1 protein-coding gene and 2 pseudogenes are annotated in these 18,522 nt (G+C 74.2%); all 3 read left to right on the top strand.

Translation table 11 applies throughout. The annotated features are described in order from the left end of the window. Nucleotides 1-32: 32 nt before the first annotated feature. A pseudogene (locus AB0F38_RS19490) lies at nucleotides 33-15,626 on the top strand (type I polyketide synthase); the annotation flags it as partial. Between the two features lie 193 nt (nucleotides 15,627-15,819). Continuing rightward, nucleotides 15,820-16,113, top strand: a pseudogene (locus AB0F38_RS19485) (hypothetical protein); the annotation flags it as partial. A 108-nt stretch (nucleotides 16,114-16,221) separates the two neighbouring features. Beyond that, nucleotides 16,222-18,522, top strand: coding sequence for a type I polyketide synthase (locus tag AB0F38_RS19480; protein ID WP_361894886.1), 2,301 nt, complete (start codon nucleotides 16,222-16,224; stop codon nucleotides 18,520-18,522).

The following is an 18,522-nucleotide window of genomic DNA, read 5'->3' as shown; positions in this document are numbered from 1 at the left end:
CGTACGGATCAATAGGTAGGGCGTACTCGACCATGGTTGAATTCCAAGCTGACACGTCGATATCGGCCGAGGCGATCGCCGTCGTCGGTATGTCCTGCCGACTGCCGCACGCGGAGAACCCCGCGCAACTGTGGCGGCTGCTGCGCGAGGGCCGCAGTGCGATCGGCGCGCCCCCGGCGGGGCGCCCCGGACTGCCCTCCCGGCCGGGGGGCTATCTGGAGGACGTCAGCGGCTTCGACGCGGGCTTCTTCGGCGTCAGCCCGCGTGAGGCGGCGTCGATGGACCCGCAGCAGCGGCTGATGCTGGAGCTGGCCTGGGAGGCGCTGGAGGACGCCAGGATCCTCCCGTCCGCTCTCGCCGACAGCCGGACCGGTGTCTTCGTCGGTGTCATCGCCGACGACTACGCCGCGCTCACGCGTCAGCACGGGGGCGACGGCGTCACCCGCCACACCCTGACCGGTCTCAACCGTGGTGTCATCGCCAACCGGATCTCCTACACCCTGGGTCTGCACGGACCGAGCGCGGCCGTGGACACCGGCCAGTCCTCCTCACTGGTCGCCGTGCACCTGGCAGCCGAGAGCCTGCGCCGCGGCGAGTCCACCATGGCCCTGGCCGGCGGGGTCAGCCTCAACCTGGTGCCGGACAGCACCACCAGCGCCGAGCGGTTCGGCGCCCTGTCACCGGACGGCCTCAGCTTCACGTTCGACGCGAGGGCGAACGGATACGTACGCGGTGAGGGCGGCGCGTTCGTCCTGCTCAAGCCACTGCACGCCGCCGTGGCGGACGGAGACCCGGTCTACTGCGTGCTGCGCGGCAGCGCGATGAACAACGACGGGACCACCGAGGGCCTCACCGTGCCCAGTTCGGCCGGCCAACAGGAGGTCCTGCGGCAGGCGTACCGGCGTGCCGGCGTGGCCGCCGAGCAGGTCCAGTACGTCGAACTGCACGGCACGGGCACCAAAGTGGGCGACCCGATCGAGGCGTTGGCTCTGGGCGCGGTGCTCGGTGACGGCCGCGCGGACGGAGCCGCACTGCGGGTCGGATCGGTGAAGACGAACGTCGGGCACCTGGAGGGTGCCGCCGGCATCGTCGGCCTGCTGAAGGCGGCGCTCTGCATCCGTCACCGCGAGCTCGTGCCGAGCCTCAACTTCGAGACCCCGAACCCCGACATCCCCTTCGACGCGTTGAAGCTGGCCGTGCAGCGCGGCGTCGAGGCATGGCCGCGGCCGGACGAACCGCTCTACGGAGGCGTCAGCTCGTTCGGCGTGGGCGGTACGAACTGCCACGTCGTGCTGTCGGACTGGCGCACCGGGCCTGCGGAGGGTCCGCCTGCCGCCGCGTCCGGCACGGGTGCGGTGCCGTGGGTGCTGTCGGGCAGGTCGGCCGAAGCCGTGGCCGGCCAGGCCGGGCGGCTCGTGTCGTACCTGGAGGAGCGGCCGGAGCTGGACGCCGTGGCGGTGGGCCGCTCGCTCGCGGCGTCGCGTGCCCGCTTCGATCACCGTGCGGTGGTCGTGGGGCAGACCCCCGACGAACTGCTGTCGGGTGTGCGGGCGTTGGCCGAGGGCCTGCCTGCGGCCGGTGTGGTGACGGGCCGTGCGGTGCCGGGAGGCCCCGGTAGGACGGTGTTCGTGTTTCCGGGTCAGGGGTCGCAGTGGCGGGGTATGGCGGTGGGGCTGGTGGAGGTGTCGCCGGTGTTCGCTGCTCGTCTGGGGGAGTGTGAGCGGGCGTTGGCGCCGTTCACTGAGTGGTCGTTGCTGGATGTGTTGCGGGGTGCGGAGGGTGCGCCTGGTTTCGATCGGGTGGATGTGGTGCAGCCGGCGTTGTGGGCGGTGATGGTGTCGTTGGCGGCGTTGTGGCGTTCGGTGGGTGTGGAGCCGGATGCGGTGGTGGGGCATTCGCAGGGTGAGATCGCGGCGGCGGTGGTGTCGGGGGCGTTGTCGCTGGAGGACGCGGCGAAGGTCGTGGCGTTGCGCAGTCGGGCGATCGTGAGGCTGGCGGGTACGGGTGGGATGGTCTCGGTGGCCTTGCCGGCGGGTGAGGTGGGTGAGCTCGTCGCGCGGTGGGACGGCGCGATCGACATCGCCGCGCACAACGGTCCCCGGAGCACGGTCGTCTCCGGCGACCCGGAGGCCCTGGCCGACCTCGTCGCGCGCGGTGAGGCCGAGGGGTACCGTGCCCGCACCATCAAGGTCGACTACGCCTCCCACTCCGCCCACGTCGACCTGCTGAGGGACGAGCTGCGGGAGCTGTTGGCCGATGTCACGCCGCGTGCGGGTGACATCCCGTTCTTCTCCACCGTCACCGGGCAGCCGCTGGACGGCACGGAGCTCGACGGCTCGTACTGGTTCAGCAACCTGCGCCGGACCGTCCGGCTGGAGGAAGCCACCCGCGCTCTGCTCGACGACGGGCATCACGTCTTCATCGAGGTCAGCGCCCACCCGGTGCTCGCCTCGGCCCTCAGTGACACGGCCGAGGAGGCCGGAGTCGGCGGCACCGTCGTCGTCGGATCGCTGCGCCGCGACGACGGGGGGCAGGACCGTTTTCTGACCTCGGTCGCGGAGGCGCACGCCAACGGCGTGGAGGTGGACTGGGAGCGTCTGCTGCCGGGTCCGGGGCTGGTGGATCTGCCCACGTACGCCTTCCAGCGTGAGCACTACTGGCTGGAGGGCACGGCGGCCGGGCCGGCCCCGGCCCGGACCGCCGTGGCACGGCGGAGCGGCCGGAAGAGGTCCGCGCCGCGCGGCGACGCCCTGGAGCTGGTGCGTGCGCACGCGGCGGCGGTGCTCGGCCACGGCTCGGCGCGTGACGTCGACATCGACACGACCTTCAAGGACCTGGGCTTCGACTCCGTCTCGTCCGTCGAGCTCCGGAACGCGCTGAACAGGGCCACCGGGCTGTCGCTGCCCGCCGGCCTCCTCTTCGACCACCCGACCCCGGCCGTACTCGCCGCACACCTCGGCGCTCAGCTCCCGGACCTGGCCGAGGACCCCCCTCCGGACGAGGAGCTGTACGAGGACCTGTACGAAGGCCAGGACCAGGGCCTGGACGACGACGCCTACGAGGCCGTGGCGCTCGACGAGCCGATCGCGATCGTGGGCATGGCGTGCCGGCTGCCGGGCGGGGTCGCCTCCCCCGCGGACCTGTGGAACCTGGTCAGCGACGAGGTCGACGCGATCGGCCCATTCCCGGCCAACCGGGGCTGGGACCTCGACGCGCTCTTCACCGACGATCCGGACAGCCCCGGCACGACCTATGCCACCCAGGGCGGCTTCCTGCATGACGCGGACCGGTTCGACGCCGAGTTCTTCGGCATCAGCCCCCGGGAGGCGGCGGCGATGGAGCCCCAGCAGCGGCTGCTGCTGGAGACGGCCTGGGAGGCCCTGGAGCAGGCGGGCATCGACCCCGCCGCCCTGCGCGGCACCCGAACCGGTGTGTATGTGGGCGCCACGGCGCAGGAGTACGGGCCGAGGCTGCACGAGCCGTCCGGCGGACACGACGGCTACCTGCTGACGGGCAACACCGCCAGTGTGGCCTCGGGCCGGCTGGCCTACACCTTCGGTCTCGAAGGCCCGGCGGTGACGGTCGACACCGCCTGCTCGTCCTCACTCGTCGCACTCCACCTCGCCGCGCGGTCGCTGCGCCAGGGCGAGTCCTCCATGGCGCTCGCCGGCGGTGTGTCCGTCATGGCCACGCCCGGCATGTTCGTGGAGTTCTCCCGGCAGCGCGGGCTGTCGCCGGACGGGCGGTGCAAGGCGTTCTCGTCGTCGGCGGACGGTACGGGCTGGGCCGAGGGCGTGGGCCTGCTGGTGCTGGAGCGGTTGTCGGACGCGGAACGCAACGGGCACCGGGTGCTCGCGGTGATCCGTGGTTCCGCCGTGAACCAGGACGGGGCGAGCAACGGCCTGGCGGCCCCGAACGGGCCCGCGCAGGAGCGGGTCATCCGCGCCGCGCTGGCCGACGCCCGCCTGTCGGCGTCCGAGGTGGACGCGGTGGAGGCGCACGGCACGGGCACCAGGCTCGGCGACCCGATCGAGGCGCAGGCGCTCCTGGCCACCTACGGCCAGGACCGCGAGGAGCCGCTCCGCCTCGGCTCGCTGAAGTCGAACGTCGGTCACACGCAGGCCGCGGCGGGTGTCGCGGGCGTGATCAAGATGGTCATGGCCATGCGGCACGGGGTGCTCCCGGCGACGCTGCACGTGGACGAGGCGACCTCGCACGTCGACTGGTCGGCCGGCGCGGTGGAGCTGCTGACGCGGGCCGAGCAGTGGCCGGAGCGCGGTCGCCCGCGCCGGGCAGCCGTCTCGTCGTTCGGAATCAGCGGTACCAACGCACACCTCATCGTCGAGCAGGTGACGGAGACCGAAGCCCCGGTGGCGGAGCCGTCGGTGCCGGGACCGGTGCCGTGGGTGGTGTCGGGCAGGTCTCGGGCCGCTCTGTCGGAGCAGGCGCAGCGGCTGGTGTCGTTCCTGGAGGAACGGCCGGAGCTGGACGCCGCGGCCGTGGGCCGTGCGCTGGCCGTGTCACGTGCCCGATTCGCCCATCGCGCGGTGGTCGTGGGGGAGACCCGCGAGGAACTCCTCGGCGCCCTGCGGGCGTTGACTCCGGGTGAGGCCGCATCGGCGGGCCCGGTGGCGTTCCTGTTCTCGGGGCAGGGCAGTCAGCGGGTGGGTATGGGCCGCGAGCTGTACGCGGCGGAGCCGGTGTTCGCGGCTGCGTTCGACGAGGCCGCGGAGGCGTTGGACGTCCACCTGGACCGTTCGCTCGCCGAGGTGATCGAGGGCGAGCCGGAGCTGCTGCGGCGGACCCTCTACACCCAGCCGGCGTTGTTCGCGGTCGAGGTGGCCCTGTTCCGTCTGCTGACCCGTTACGGGGTGACCCCGGACTACCTGGTGGGTCATTCGGTGGGTGAGCTGGCGGCGGCCCATGTGGCGGGTGTGCTGTCGCTCCAGGACGCCGCGCGTCTGGTGTGCGCGCGGGCGCGTCTGATGGAGGGTGTTGCCGAGGGCGGGGCGATGGCCGCCCTGAACGCGGGGGAGGCGCGCGTCGCCGGGTGGCTGGAGGGCCGCTCCGGGGTGGAGGTGGCCGGGGTCAACAGCCCTGCAGCCACCGTGATCTCGGGCGACGAGACGGCCGTGCTCGACGTCCTGGAGCTGGCGCGCGGGGAGGGCGTGCGGGCCACACGGCTGAAGGTGAGCCACGCCTTCCACTCCGCGCACCTGGACGGCATGCTGGCGGAGCTCACCGAGATCGCCCGGACCCTGACCCATTCGGCTCCCCGGATCCCGGTCGTCTCGAATGTCACCGGTGAGGTGGTCGAGGAGTTCACTCCCGAGTACTGGGCCGTGCAGGCCCGTTCGGCGGTCCGTTTCGCCGACGGCATCGCCACGCTGGCCGGCCTCGGTGTGACGGCGCTCGTGGAGCTGGGCCCCGACGGGACACTCGCGGCTCTGACGGGCGAGTGCCTGGACGGCACCGAAGACGTCGTCACGGTTCCGGTGCTGCGCAAGGACCGTCCCGAGAAGCGTTCCCTGCTCGCCGCCCTGGGCGCTGTGCACGCACACGGCGCGGGTGTGGACTGGGAGCGGTTCCTGCCGGGCTCCGGTGTGGTGGAGCTGCCGACGTATGCCTTCCAGCGCGAACGCTTCTGGCTGGACGCGCCGCGCTCCGGTGACGCGGCGGGTCTGGGTCTGACGGCTGTGGATCACCCGCTGCTGGCTGCGGTGATCACGGAGCCGGACGGTGACGCGGTCCAGTTCTCGGCTTCGGTCTCGTCGTCCTCGCACCCGTGGCTGGCCGATCACGCGATCGGTGGGACGGTCCTGGTACCGGGGACGGTTTTCCTGGAGCTCGCGGGCGCCGCGGCCGAACAGCTGGGATACGCCGGCGTCGAGGAGCTCACCCTCCAGGCCCCCCTGGCTCTCCCGGGGACGACGGGCGCTCAGCTGCGGCTGACCGTCGACCGGGCCGACGTGCGCGGCGACCGCCGGTTCACCGTGTACGCACGGACCGGTGAGGAGCAGTGGACCGCCCACGCGACCGGCCTGCTCACCTCCGCCGTCCCCTCGCCGGGTGTCTCCCTGGAGACATGGCCCCCGGCAGGCGCCACGCCCGTCCCGCTGGACGGCGTCTACGACCGCCTCGGCGACCTGGGCTACGGCTACGGGCCGGCCTTCCAGGGGCTACGGGCCGCCTGGCGCGCCGGTGACGACCTGTTCGCCGAGGCCGTCCTGCCCGAGCAGCTCCACCCGGGAGCCGCGCGCTTCGGGGTGCACCCCGCCCTGCTCGACGCGGTCCTGCACCCGCTCGTGCTGGAGGCCGCGGCCTCGGCGCAGGACGACACCACGATCCGACTGCCGTTCTCGTTCGCGGGCTTCGCGCCGCATGCGGTCGGCGCCACGGTGGTGCGCGTCCACTGGACCCGGACCGGCCAGGACACGGCCCGTCTCGCTCTCGCCGACGGCGCCGGCGCTCCGGTGGCGACCATCGAGTCGGTCATCCTGCGGCCGGTCGCCCGCGACCGGATCGCCGTCGCCGGCCCGGCCGTGGAGTCCCTGTACCGGGTGGCCTGGGAGCCCGTCCCGGCGGCCGAGCCGGTCGCCGGCCGGCGGTGGGTCCGGCTGGGCGAGGCGCCCTACGCTGACCTCGCCGCCCTCGGCGCCGCGCTCGACGCCGGATCCGATGTGCCGGAGTTCGTGGTGATCGGCGAGCGGGAACTCGTCGACGACGGCACCGGTGACGTACTCGACCGGACCCACTCCACCGCCTCGCGCGGGCTGGAGACGGTACAGGAGTGGCTGGCCGCCCCGCGGTTCGCGGACAGCCGCCTCGTCCTCGTCGTCCCGGACGGCGCGCTGCACACGGCCCCGCTCGTGGGCCTGATCCGTACCGCGCAGACCGAGCAGCCCGGCCGGCTGGTCCTCGCCCACGTCGACGAGGGCGGGGCGGAACTGCTGCCCACCGTACTGGCGTCGGGTGAGCCCGAGGTGGCGGTGCGGGGCGGCGCGCTGTTCGTGCCGCGCCTGACGCGTGCCGAGGGTGTCGCGGCGGGCGTGGCGGAGGATCTGGACCCGGAGGGCACGGTCCTGGTGACCGGTGCTCTGGGCACGCTGGGCCGGCTGGTGACGCGCCGCCTGGTGACGCATCACGGTGCCCGGCACCTGCTGCTGGTGTCGCGTCGCGGGGGTGGGACGCCGGGGGCCGCCGAGTTCGTGGCGGAGCTGGCGGAGGCGGGCGCGCGGGCGCGCGTGGCGGCCTGTGACGTGTCGGACCTCGGCGCGCTGGCCGGTCTGCTGGACGAGGTCGCGGCCGAGCGTCCGCTGACCGCCGTGGTGCACACGGCGGGTGTCCTGGACGACACGACGGTCGCCTCGCTGTCGGCCGGTCAGCTGGAGCGCGTGATGCGTCCGAAGGTGGACGCGGCCTGGAACCTCCACCGCCTCACCGAGTCCCGCGGCCTCGCCTCGTTCGTGATGTTCTCGTCCATCGCAGGTCTCATGGGTAACGCCGGCCAGGCCAACTACGCCGCCGCGAACACCTTCCTCGACGCCCTCGCGCAGCACCGCCGCGCCCGGAACCTGCCCGCCACCTCCCTAGCGTGGAGCCTGTGGGACAGCGTCGACGGCATGGCCGCGACCCTCGCCGACGCAGATGTCGCGCGGTGGAAGCGGAGCGGGATCGTCCCGCTGACCCCGGAACTGGGCCTCGACCTCTTTGACGCGGCGCTCGCCTCGGCGGAGCCGCTGCTGGTCCCCGCCGAACTCGACCTGCGCGCCCTGCGGGCCCGTGCCGCTGAGAACACGCTTCCCGAGCTGTTCACCGGCCTGGTCCGCGTCCGCCGCCGGCAGGCGGCCACCACCGGCGCCGGCTCGTCGTGGGCCGGGCGGCTGAACGCGCTGGGCGCGGAGGAGCGGGCCCAGGCCGTGCTCCGGACCGTACGGGAGACCGTGGGGCTGGTCCTCGGACACGGGGCCGGCGCCGGCATCGACCCGGTCAAGGCGTTCATGGACATCGGCTTCGACTCCCTCACGGGTGTCGAACTGCGCAACCGGCTCAGCGCGGTGACCGGGCTGCGCCTGCCCACCACCCTCGTGTTCGACCACCCGTCGCCCCGGGCGGTGGCGGACTTCCTGCTGGACCGGCTCGACGCGACCGGGACGGCCGTCGTCCCGTCGGTGGCCGCCCACGCCCAGGGAACGGACGAGCCGATCGCCGTGGTCGGTATGGGATGCCGCTATCCGGGCGGGGTCTCCTCGCCGGAGGACCTGTGGCGGCTCGTCGCGGAGGGCCGGGACGCGATCGACGAGTTCCCGGCCGACCGAGGATGGGACGTGGAGAGCCTCTACGACCCGGACCCCGACAAGACCGGCACGTCGTACACCCGCAAGGGCGGATTCCTCTACGGGTCCGCCGACTTCGACGCCGAGTTCTTCGGCCTGAGTCCGCGTGAGGCGATCGCGACCGACCCGCAGCAGCGGGTGCTGCTGGAGGTCGCCTGGGAGGCGTTGGAGCGTGCGGGAGTCGACCCCGCCTCGCTGCGCGGCTCCTCGACCGGTGTCTACGCGGGTGTGATGTACAACGACTACGGGTCGCGGCTGGGACGTGCGCCGCAGGGCTTTGAGGGGCATCTCCTGACGGGCACGATCTCCAGTGTCCTGTCGGGCCGGGTGGCCTACACGTTCGGTCTGGAAGGACCGGCGGTGACGCTGGACACGGCGTGTTCGTCCTCCCTGGTGGCGGTGCACCTGGCCGCTCAGGCGCTGCGCCAGGGCGAGTGCTCGATGGCACTCGCCGGCGGGGTCACCGTGATGTCCACGCCGACGACCTTCGTCGAGTTTTCGCGTCAGCGCGGTCTGTCGCCGGACGGCACCTGCAAGTCGTTCGCGGCGTCGGCGGACGGTACGGGCTGGGGCGAGGGCGCGGGCATGCTGGTGCTGGAGCGGCTGTCGGACGCCCAGCGGCTCGGGCACACCGTGCTGGGGGTGATCCGGGGTTCCGCGGTCAACCAGGACGGTGCGAGCAACGGCCTCACCGCCCCCAACGGGCCCTCGCAGGAACGCGTCATCCGCCAGGCCCTCGCCAACGCTCGTCTCGCCCCGCACGAGGTGGACGCGGTCGAGGCGCACGGCACCGGCACCCGGCTCGGTGACCCGATCGAGGCCAACGCGCTGCTCGCCACCTACGGTCAGGAACGCGAGGAGCCCCTGCGGCTGGGTTCGGTCAAGTCGAACATCGGTCACACGCAGGCCGCCGCGGGTGTCGCGGGCATCATCAAGATGCTGATGGCGATGCGCCACGGGGAGCTCGCGCCGACGCTGCACGTGGACGAGCCCACACCCCACGTCGACTGGTCGGCGGGTGCGGTGGAGCTGGTCACCGAGCGCCGGCCGTGGCCGGAGGTGGCGCGTCCGCGCCGCGCGGCCGTGTCCTCGTTCGGTATCAGCGGTACGAACGCCCATGTGGTCCTGGAGCAGGGCCCCGAGCCTGCCGCGGCCGGTGAGCCGGTGGTGGCGGGACTTCCGCTGGTGGTCTCGGCGAAGAGCGAGGCGGCCCTGGCGGCGCGCGCCGGCCAGGTGCGCGAGCTGCTGGCCCCGGAGACCGTCGACCCGGCACGGGTGGCCTCGGCTCTCGCCACCCGCGCCCCGCACCTCCCCTTCCGGGCGGCGGTCTCCGGCGCCGGCCGCGACGAACTGCTCGCCGGTCTCGACGCGCTGGCCTCGGGCGGGCCCGCGCCGAACCTGGTGCGGGGCACCGTCACCGGTCCGGGCACGACGGTGTTCGTGTTTCCGGGTCAGGGGTCGCAGTGGCGGGGTATGGCGGTGGGGCTGGTGGAGGTGTCGCCGGTGTTCGCTGCTCGTCTGGGGGAGTGTGAGCGGGCGTTGGCGCCGTTCACTGAGTGGTCGTTGCTGGATGTGTTGCGGGGTGCGGAGGGTGCGCCTGGTTTCGATCGGGTGGATGTGGTGCAGCCGGCGTTGTGGGCGGTGATGGTGTCGTTGGCGGCGTTGTGGCGTTCGGTGGGTGTGGAGCCGGATGCGGTGGTGGGGCATTCGCAGGGTGAGATCGCGGCGGCGGTGGTGTCGGGGGCGTTGTCGCTGGAGGACGCGGCGAAGGTCGTGGCGTTGCGCAGTCGGGCGATCGTGAGGCTGGCGGGTACGGGTGGGATGGTCTCGGTGGCCTTGCCGGCGGGTGAGGTGGGTGAGCTCGTCGCGCGGTGGGACGGCGCGATCGACATTGCCGCGCACAACGGTCCGCGTTCCGTGGTGGTCGCCGGAGAGGTGACCGCCCTGGAGGAGCTGGTCGCCCACTGCAAGGCCAACGGCCTGCGCGCCAAGCGCATCCCGGTCGACTACGCCTCCCACTCCGCGCACGTGGACAGCGTGCGGGACGAGCTGCTCGACGCCCTGTCCTCGCTCACCCCGCGCGCCGTCGATGTGCCCTTCCTCTCCACCGTCACCGGGCAGCCGCTGGACGGCACGGAGCTCGACGGCTCGTACTGGTTCAGCAACCTGCGCCGGACCGTCCGGCTGGAGGAGGCCACCCGGACCCTGCTCGCACAGGGCCACCGCGTGTTCATCGAGGCCAGCGCCCACCCGGTGCTGACCGTCGCGCTCCAGGAGACGATCGACGACACGCCGTACGACAGTGCCGTCACCGTGCCCTCGCTCCACCGTGACGAGGGCGGAATCGACGACTTCCTCGCCTCCGCCGCGCAGGCCCACGTCTCGGGCGCCCCGCTCGACTGGACCGCGGTGGTCGGCGGGCCCGGCGCGGTCGTCGACCTGCCGACCTACCCCTTCCAGCGCCGGCGCCACTGGCTGGAGGGCCCGGCGTCGGCCGGGGACGCGGGCGGGCTCGGCATGGCCGCCGAGCGGCACCCGCTCATCGGCGCCGCGCTCTGGACGGCCGACCAGGACAAGCTGGTCCTCAGCGGCAGGGTCTCCCTGACCTTGCAGCCCTGGCTCGCGGACCACGCCGTGGCCGGCACCGTGCTGCTCCCCGGTACCGCCTTCGTGGACCTCGCCATCCGGGCGGGTGACCATACCGGCCTCGACGAGCTCGACGAGCTGACCCTCCAGGCCCCCCTGGTGCTGGCCGGCCGTGGCGGAGTCCAGCTCCAGGTCGTGGTCGACGCCCCGGACGAGGAGGGCCGGCGCGCGCTGTCCGTGCACTCCCGCCCGGAACCCGAGCCCGACGCCGCCGCCGTCCACCCGTGGACCCTGCACGCCACCGGCGTACTGGGCCACGCGAAGGAAGGTCCGGCCGTACAGGCCGGCACCCCGTGGCCCCCGGCCGGCGCCGAACCGGTCGACCTGACGGCGGCCTACGACACGCTCGCCGAGCGGGGCTTCCAGTACGGGCCCGCCTTCCAGGGCCTGCGGGCGCTGTGGCGCGCCGGCCGGGAGATGTTCGCCGAGGTCGCGCTCCCGGAGGGCGTCGCCCCGGGCGAGTTCGGGATCCACCCGGCCCTCCTCGACGCCGCCCTGCACCCGCTGGCGCTCGCGGAGGACGGCCGCCTGGCGCTGCCGTTCGCCTGGACCGGCGTCCGGCTGTACGCGGTGGACGCCGGTGTGGTGCGCGTACGGATCACTCCGGAGGGCTCGGGCGCCGCCCTCTCCCTCGCCGACGCGAGCGGTGCGCCGATCGCGTCGGTGAGGACGCTCGGCCTGCGGGCCGTGGACCCCGCGCGGATCGCCGGCTCGGGCGCGCCCCGCCGGCCGCTGCTTCAGGTGGAGTGGACGACCGCCCCGGAGGCCGCCCCGGCCACCGGGTGGGCCGTCGTCGGCGCCTCCGGTCCCGGTCTGCCGGCCCCTCTGGGCAGCTACCCGGACCTCGCCGGCACGGTCGGTGCCCCGCCGCTCGTGGTGGTCCCGTTCCCCGGTGAGGACGGCCCCGGCGCCGTGGCCCACCGGGCTCTGCGGCTGGCCCAGGAGTGGCTCGCCGAGGAGCGGTTCGCCGACTCGCGCCTGGTCTTCGTGACCCGCGACGCGACCACCGCCCGCACGGAGGCCGGACTCGGCTCCGCTCCCGTCTGGGGGCTGGTGCGGACCGCCATGGCCGAGCACCCCGGCCGGTTCGGGCTGCTGGACCTGACGGACTGGGACGTCTCCGAGGCCGAGCTCGGCCGCGCGCTGGCCGTACCGGACGCGCAGGTGAGCCTGCGCGACGGGGCGCTGCTCGTACCCCGGCTGGTCACCTCGCCCACGGCTGGCGACGACACCGTGCCCGCCCTGGACCCCGCGGGCACCGTGCTCGTCACGGGCGCCACCGGCACCCTGGGCCGGCTGTTCGCCCGCCACCTCGTCACCGCCCACGGCGTACGGCAGCTGCTGCTGGTGAGCCGCCGTGGCCGGGACGCGGCGGGCATGCCGGAGCTGGAGGCCGAACTCGCCGCCCACGGAGCCGCCGTGTCCGTGGTCGCCTGCGACACTGCCGACCGCACGGCGGTCGCCGCGCTGCTGGACGCGATCCCCTCGGAGCACCCGCTCACCGCCGTCCTGCACACCGCCGGTGTCCTCGACGACGGCACGCTGCACGCCCTCACCGCCCGGCAGCTCGACGACGTACTGCGCCCCAAGGTCGACGCCGCCCGGCACCTGCACGAGCTGACGGCCGACCTGGACCTGGACGCGTTCGTCCTGTTCTCCTCGCTCGCCGGTACGGTCGGCACGGCGGGGCAGGCCAACTACGCCGCGGCCAACACCTATCTGGACGCCCTCGCGCACCACCGCCAGGCCCTCGGCCTGCCCGGTACGTCGCTGGCCTGGGGGCTGTGGGCCGAGGGCAGCGGGATGACCGGTCACCTGACCGAGGCCGACCTCGCCCGCATGGCCCGGGGCGGCATCGCCCCCCTCGGCAGCGAGCAGGGGCTTGCGCTGTTTGACGCGGCCCTCGCGACCCGCCGCCCGGTGCTCGTCCCGGCGCTGCTCGACTACACCGGACTGCGGGCCCGGAGCGAGGACGGCACCCTGCCCGCGCTCTTCCACGGCCTGGCGCGCCCGGCGCGGCGCACCGCCGCCGGCGAGCGGGCGGGCGGGAACTCCCTCCGGGAACGCCTGGCGCCCCTGGCCCCCCAGGACCAGGAGCGCGCGCTGCTGGAGCTGGTCCGCGGCGTGGTGGCCTCCGTGCTGGGGCACACCGACGCCGGCCAGGTCGCGCCCGACCGGGCCTTCAACGAGCTGGGCTTCGACTCGCTCAAGGCGGTGGAACTGCGCAACCGGCTGAACGCGGCCACAGGTCTGAAGCTGCCCGCGACGCTGGTGTTCGACCACCCGAGTACGGTCGAACTGGCCGGTTTCCTGCGGACCGAGCTGCTCGGCCGGGCCGCCGCACCGGCCGAGGCCGAACCAGCCGTCGGCGCCTCCGACGAGCCGATCGCGATCGTCGCGATGGCCTGCCGCTATCCGGGCGAGGTCAGCTCGCCGGAGGAGCTGTGGGCGCTGCTGTCCGACGAGCGGGACGCCATCGGCCCGTTCCCGGACGACCGTGGCTGGGACCTGGACGGCCTGTACGACGCGGACCCCGACCACATGGGCACCTCGTACACCCGGCACGGCGGATTCCTCTACGACGCCCCGCAGTTCGACCCCGAGCTCTTCGGGGTGAGCGCCCGTGAGGCCACCGCCATCGACCCGCAGCAGCGCCTGCTGCTGGAGATCTGCTGGGAGGCATTCGAACGCGCGGGCATCGACCCGGCCTCACTCAAGGGCAGCCGGACCGGGGTGTTCGCCGGTGTCATGGCCAACGACTACGCGGCACGCCTGAAGGACGCCCCCGAGGCCCTGGAGGGCTATCTGTCGGTCGGCAGCACGGTCAGTGTCGCCTCCGGCCGCGTCGCCTACACCTTCGGCCTCCAGGGACCGGCGATCACCGTCGACACCGCCTGCTCCTCCTCCCTCGTCTCCCTCCACCTCGCCGCGCAGGCGCTGCGGAACGGCGAGTGCGGGCTGGCCCTGGCCGGCGGGGTGACCGTCCTCGCCGCGCCCACTCTGTTCGTGGAGTTCAGCAGGCAGCGCGGCCTGGCACCGGACGGCCGGTGCAAGTCCTTCTCCGCCCGGGCGGACGGGGCGGCCTGGGCCGAAGGCGCCGGAATCCTCCTGCTGGAACGGCTCTCCGACGCCCGGCGCAACGGCCGCCGGGTCCTCGGCGTGATCCGGGGAACCGCCGTCAACCAGGACGGTGCGAGCAACGGCCTCACCGCCCCCAACGGCTCCTCGCAGGAGCGGGTGATCCGCCAGGCCCTGACCAACGCGGGCCTGACCACCGCGGACGTCGACGCACTGGAGGCCCACGGCACCGGTACCACGCTGGGCGACCCGATCGAGGCCCGCGCCGTACTCGCCACGTACGGGCAGGAGCGTACGGCGCCCCTCCTGATGGGCTCCCTGAAATCCAACATCGGACACTCCCAGGCCGCCGCCGGCGTGGCCGGGGTCATCAAGATGGTCATGGCGATGGAGCACGGGGTGCTCCCCAGGAGCCTCCACATTGACGAGCCCAGCCCGCACGTGGACTGGTCCGCCGGGGCGGTCGAACTGCTCACCGAGGCGGTGCCGTGGCCCGAGTCGGACCGGTCGCGCCGGGCAGGCGTGTCCTCCTTCGGCATCAGCGGTACCAACGCCCACGTCATCGTGGAGCAGCCGCCGGCCGAGGGGGTGGCTCCGCCCGCCGCGCCGATGCCGGTCGTGCCCCTGCTGCTGTCCGCGCACAACGACGCGGCTCTGCTCGCGCAGGCGGACCGGGTGGGCGCTGCCCTCGCCGGCGCCGCGCGTGGAGACCTGGCGCCGGCGGGCCGGACCCTGGCCCTCGGACGGGCCGGACTGCCGCACCGCGCCGTCGTGGTGGCCTCCACCGTCACCGAAGCGGTCGACGGATGCGCGGCACCGGCCGTGCGGGGCACCCCCGTGGACGGCCGTACGGCCTTCCTCTTCACCGGCCAGGGCAGCCAGCGACTCGGCATGGGACGGGAGCTGTACACCGTCTACCCCGCCTACGCCGCAGCGCTGGACGCCGTGTGCGAGGAGCTCGACCCGTGGCTGGAGAAGCCGCTGCTCGAGGTCCTCTTCGGCACGGACCCGGCGCCGCTGGACCGGACCGGCTTCACGCAGGCCGCCCTCTTCGCCACCGAGGTCGCGCTCTTCCGGCTCCTCGAAGGCTGGGGCGTGCGACCGGACTTCGTCGCCGGGCACTCCGTCGGTGAGCTGGCCGCCGCGCACGTCGCCGGCGTCCTCTCCCTGGCGGACGCGGCGCAGCTCGTCGCGGCCCGCGGCCGGCTGATGCAGGCGCTGCCCGGCGGCGGCGCGATGCTCGCCGTGGAGGCCGAGGAGCGGGAGGTGCTGCCGCTGCTCGCCGGGCGGGAGGACCTGCTGGACATCGCCGCCGTCAACGGCCCCACCTCCGTGGTGCTCTCGGGCGACGAGGAGGCCGTGGAGGCCGTCGGAGCCGAACTCTCCGCTCTGGGACGCAGGACCAAGCGGCTCCGCGTCAGCCACGCCTTCCACTCGCCGCACATGGACGCGATGCTGGACGAATTCCAGACGGTCGCGAAGGGGCTCACCTTCGCCGCGCCCGCCATCCCGGTCGTCTCCACCCTGACGGGGCAGCTCGCCGGCGCCGAGGAGCTGACCACGTACGAGTACTGGGTCCGGCACGCCCGCCGCCCCGTGCGCTTCCTGGACGCGGCCCGAGCCGCACACAGCCGTCACCGCCCTGGCCCACGCACACGTGCGGGGGGTGCCGGTGGACTGGCGCGCCCTGTTCGGCGAGGACACGGGACCGGCAGCGGAGCTGCCGACCTACCCCTTCCAGCGCCGGCGCTACTGGCTCATGGAGGGGCCCGGCGGCGACGTCACCTCGGCCGGGCTCGACGCCGCACGGCACCCGCTGCTCGGGGCCGCGGTCCCGCTCGCCGACTCCGACGGTGTCCTGTTCACCGGCCGGATATCGGCCCGCAGCCACCCCTGGTTCGCCGACCACGCCGTCGCCGGCACCCTGCTGGTCCCCGGCACGGCCCTGGTCGAGCTCGCGCTCCACGCGGGCGCCGCACTCGGCTGCGAGCGGCTGGAGGAACTCGCCCTCCAGGCGCCTCTGGTCCTCCCCGACGAGGGCGCGCTCCAGCTCCAGATCACCGTCGGCGGCCCCGACGGAGACGGCCGCAGGCCCGTCGCCGTCCACTCGCGCGGGGACCAGGAAGGCGACGTCTGGGACCGGCACGCCACCGGAACCGTGGTGGCCGCCGTCCCCGGCACCCCCGGCCCCGACCTCGTCCCGTGGCCCCCGGCCAGCGCCGAACCCCAGCCGGTCGAGGACCTGTACGACCGCCTCGCCGACCGGGGCTACGGCTACGGACCCGCCTTCCAGGGCCTCCGGGCGGCATGGCGCTCGGGCGAGGACCTCTACGCCGAGGTACGGCTGCCCGTCGACCTCGATGAGGGATTCGCCCTGCACCCGGCCCTGTTCGACGCCGCGCTGCACGCACTGCTCCTGGAGGAGCCTGCCGCACTACGGCTGCCCTTCTCCTTCGGCGGCGTCCAGCTGACCGGGACCGCGACCGGCACCCTGCGGGTCAAGCTGTCACCCCGCCCGGACGGAACGGTCACGGTCGCCGTCGCCGACGGGACGGGCGCGCCGGTCGCCACCGTCGCCTCGCTCGCCGTGCGGGCCGTGCCGGCGGGGACCTCGCTGACCCGCCCCTCGGAGCCGCTCGTGTACGCGGTGGAGCGGGCCGCTGTGGAACTTGCCACCGGTGGTGACATGAGCCTCGCGGTCCTCGGCGGGACCACCCTCGGACTCGCCGCCCGGCACCACGCCGACCTCGCCGGCCTGGCGGCCTCGACGGCGGACGGCGCGCCCGTACCCGACGTGGTCGTCCTTCCGGTACGCCCGGCCACCCCGCAGGAGACCGGCCGGGTCACGGAGGAGACGCTGACGGTCCTGCGGCAGTGGCTCGCCACCGACCCGGCGGCCGGAGCGCGGCTCGCCGTGGTCAGCACCGGGGAACTGGCGCACAGCGCGCTCTCCGGGCTGATGCGGACCGCGGAGTCGGAACATCCGGGACGTTTCCAGCACGTGATCACGGACGGCCGCCCGGCCGGCGGCGACCTGCTCGCGGCGGCCCTGGCCGACCCTCGGCCGCAGATCGAACTGCGCGGAGGGCTGGCCTACGTGACCCGGCTCGCCAAGGTCCCGAACCCGGCCCGGGACACCGGCGGCGCGTTCGACCCGGAGCACACGGTGCTGGTCACCGGGGGCACCGGCGCCCTCGGGGCCCAGGTCGCCCGGCACCTGGTGACCGCCCACGGCGCCCGTCGCCTGCTGCTCACCAGCCGGCGAGGCGGGGCGCGGAATTTGGTCGCCGAACTGGCGGCGCTCGGCGCGGACGTACGCGTCGCGGCATGCGACGCGGCCGACCGCGACGCGCTGGCCGCGCTGCTCGCTTCGGTCCCGGACGAGCACCCGCTCACCGCGGTCGTGCACGCGGCCGGAGTCGTCGAGGACGCCATGCTGGAGGCCACGACCCCGGAGCGCCTCTCCCGGGTCCTGCGGCCGAAGGTGGCAGCCGCGTGGAACCTGCATGAGCTGACCGCCGGGCTGGAGCTGACGCACTTCGTCCTCTTCTCGTCCGTCGCCGGTCTGGTGGGCAACGCCGGACAGGCCGGCTACGCCGCCGGCAACACCTTCCTGGACGCGCTCGCCGGACACCGGCGCGCCGAGGGCCTGCCCGCCGTGTCCCTCGCCTGGGGAATGTGGCAGGACGGCATGGCGAACGACCTCGACCCTGCCGACCGGGCCAGGCTCGCACGCAACGGGATCCTGCCGATGCCGGCCGGCCGGGCGCTCGCCGCCCTCGACACGGCCCTGGCCGGAGCCGAGGCGCCACCGGCGGCCGGCGCGGCGGCGACGCCACCGGTGCTCGCACCGGTGGCCCTCGACCTCGCGGCCCTGCGGAGCCTCGGGGACGCCCTGCCCGAGCTGTACCGGGGCCTGGTGCGCACCGGGCCCCACACCGGCCGGCGAGCCTCCGCCCCGGCGGAGATCCCCCTCGCGCAACGGCTCTCGGGCCTGGACGCGGAGGAGCAGCGGCAGCGGCTGCTCGACCTCGTCAGGGAGCAGGTCGGCATCGTGCTGGCCCACCCGGCCCCGCGGACGATCGACGTCCAGCGCGGACTGCTGGACCTGGGCTTCGACTCCCTGACCGTGGTCGAACTGCGCAACCGGCTGAACACCGTCACCGGAATGCGGTTGCCCAGCACGCTCGTCTTCGACCACCCGACCGTTCAGGCTCTCGCCGAACACCTGCGGGGCGAGCTGGCCGGCGAAGCGGCGGACCCGGTCCAGGCGGCCCTGGACGCCCTCGAGGCCGCGCTCTCGGCCGCCGGACCTCCGGACGGCGACGGCCCGGCGGGAACGTACGCCACGCGACTGCGCGGTCTGCTCCGGACGGTGGACGGCGGCCCCCACGGCGCCGACATCGACCTGGCGACCGACGACGAACTCTTCGCAGCACTTGACAACGAACTCGGCAGGTAG

The organism is Streptomyces sp. NPDC025273 (assembly GCF_040638585.1).
Taxonomy (GTDB): domain Bacteria; phylum Actinomycetota; class Actinomycetes; order Streptomycetales; family Streptomycetaceae; genus Streptomyces; species Streptomyces cinereorectus.
Note: the sequence above shows the minus strand (reverse complement) of the source record. Positions and strands in the feature narration are given on the sequence as shown.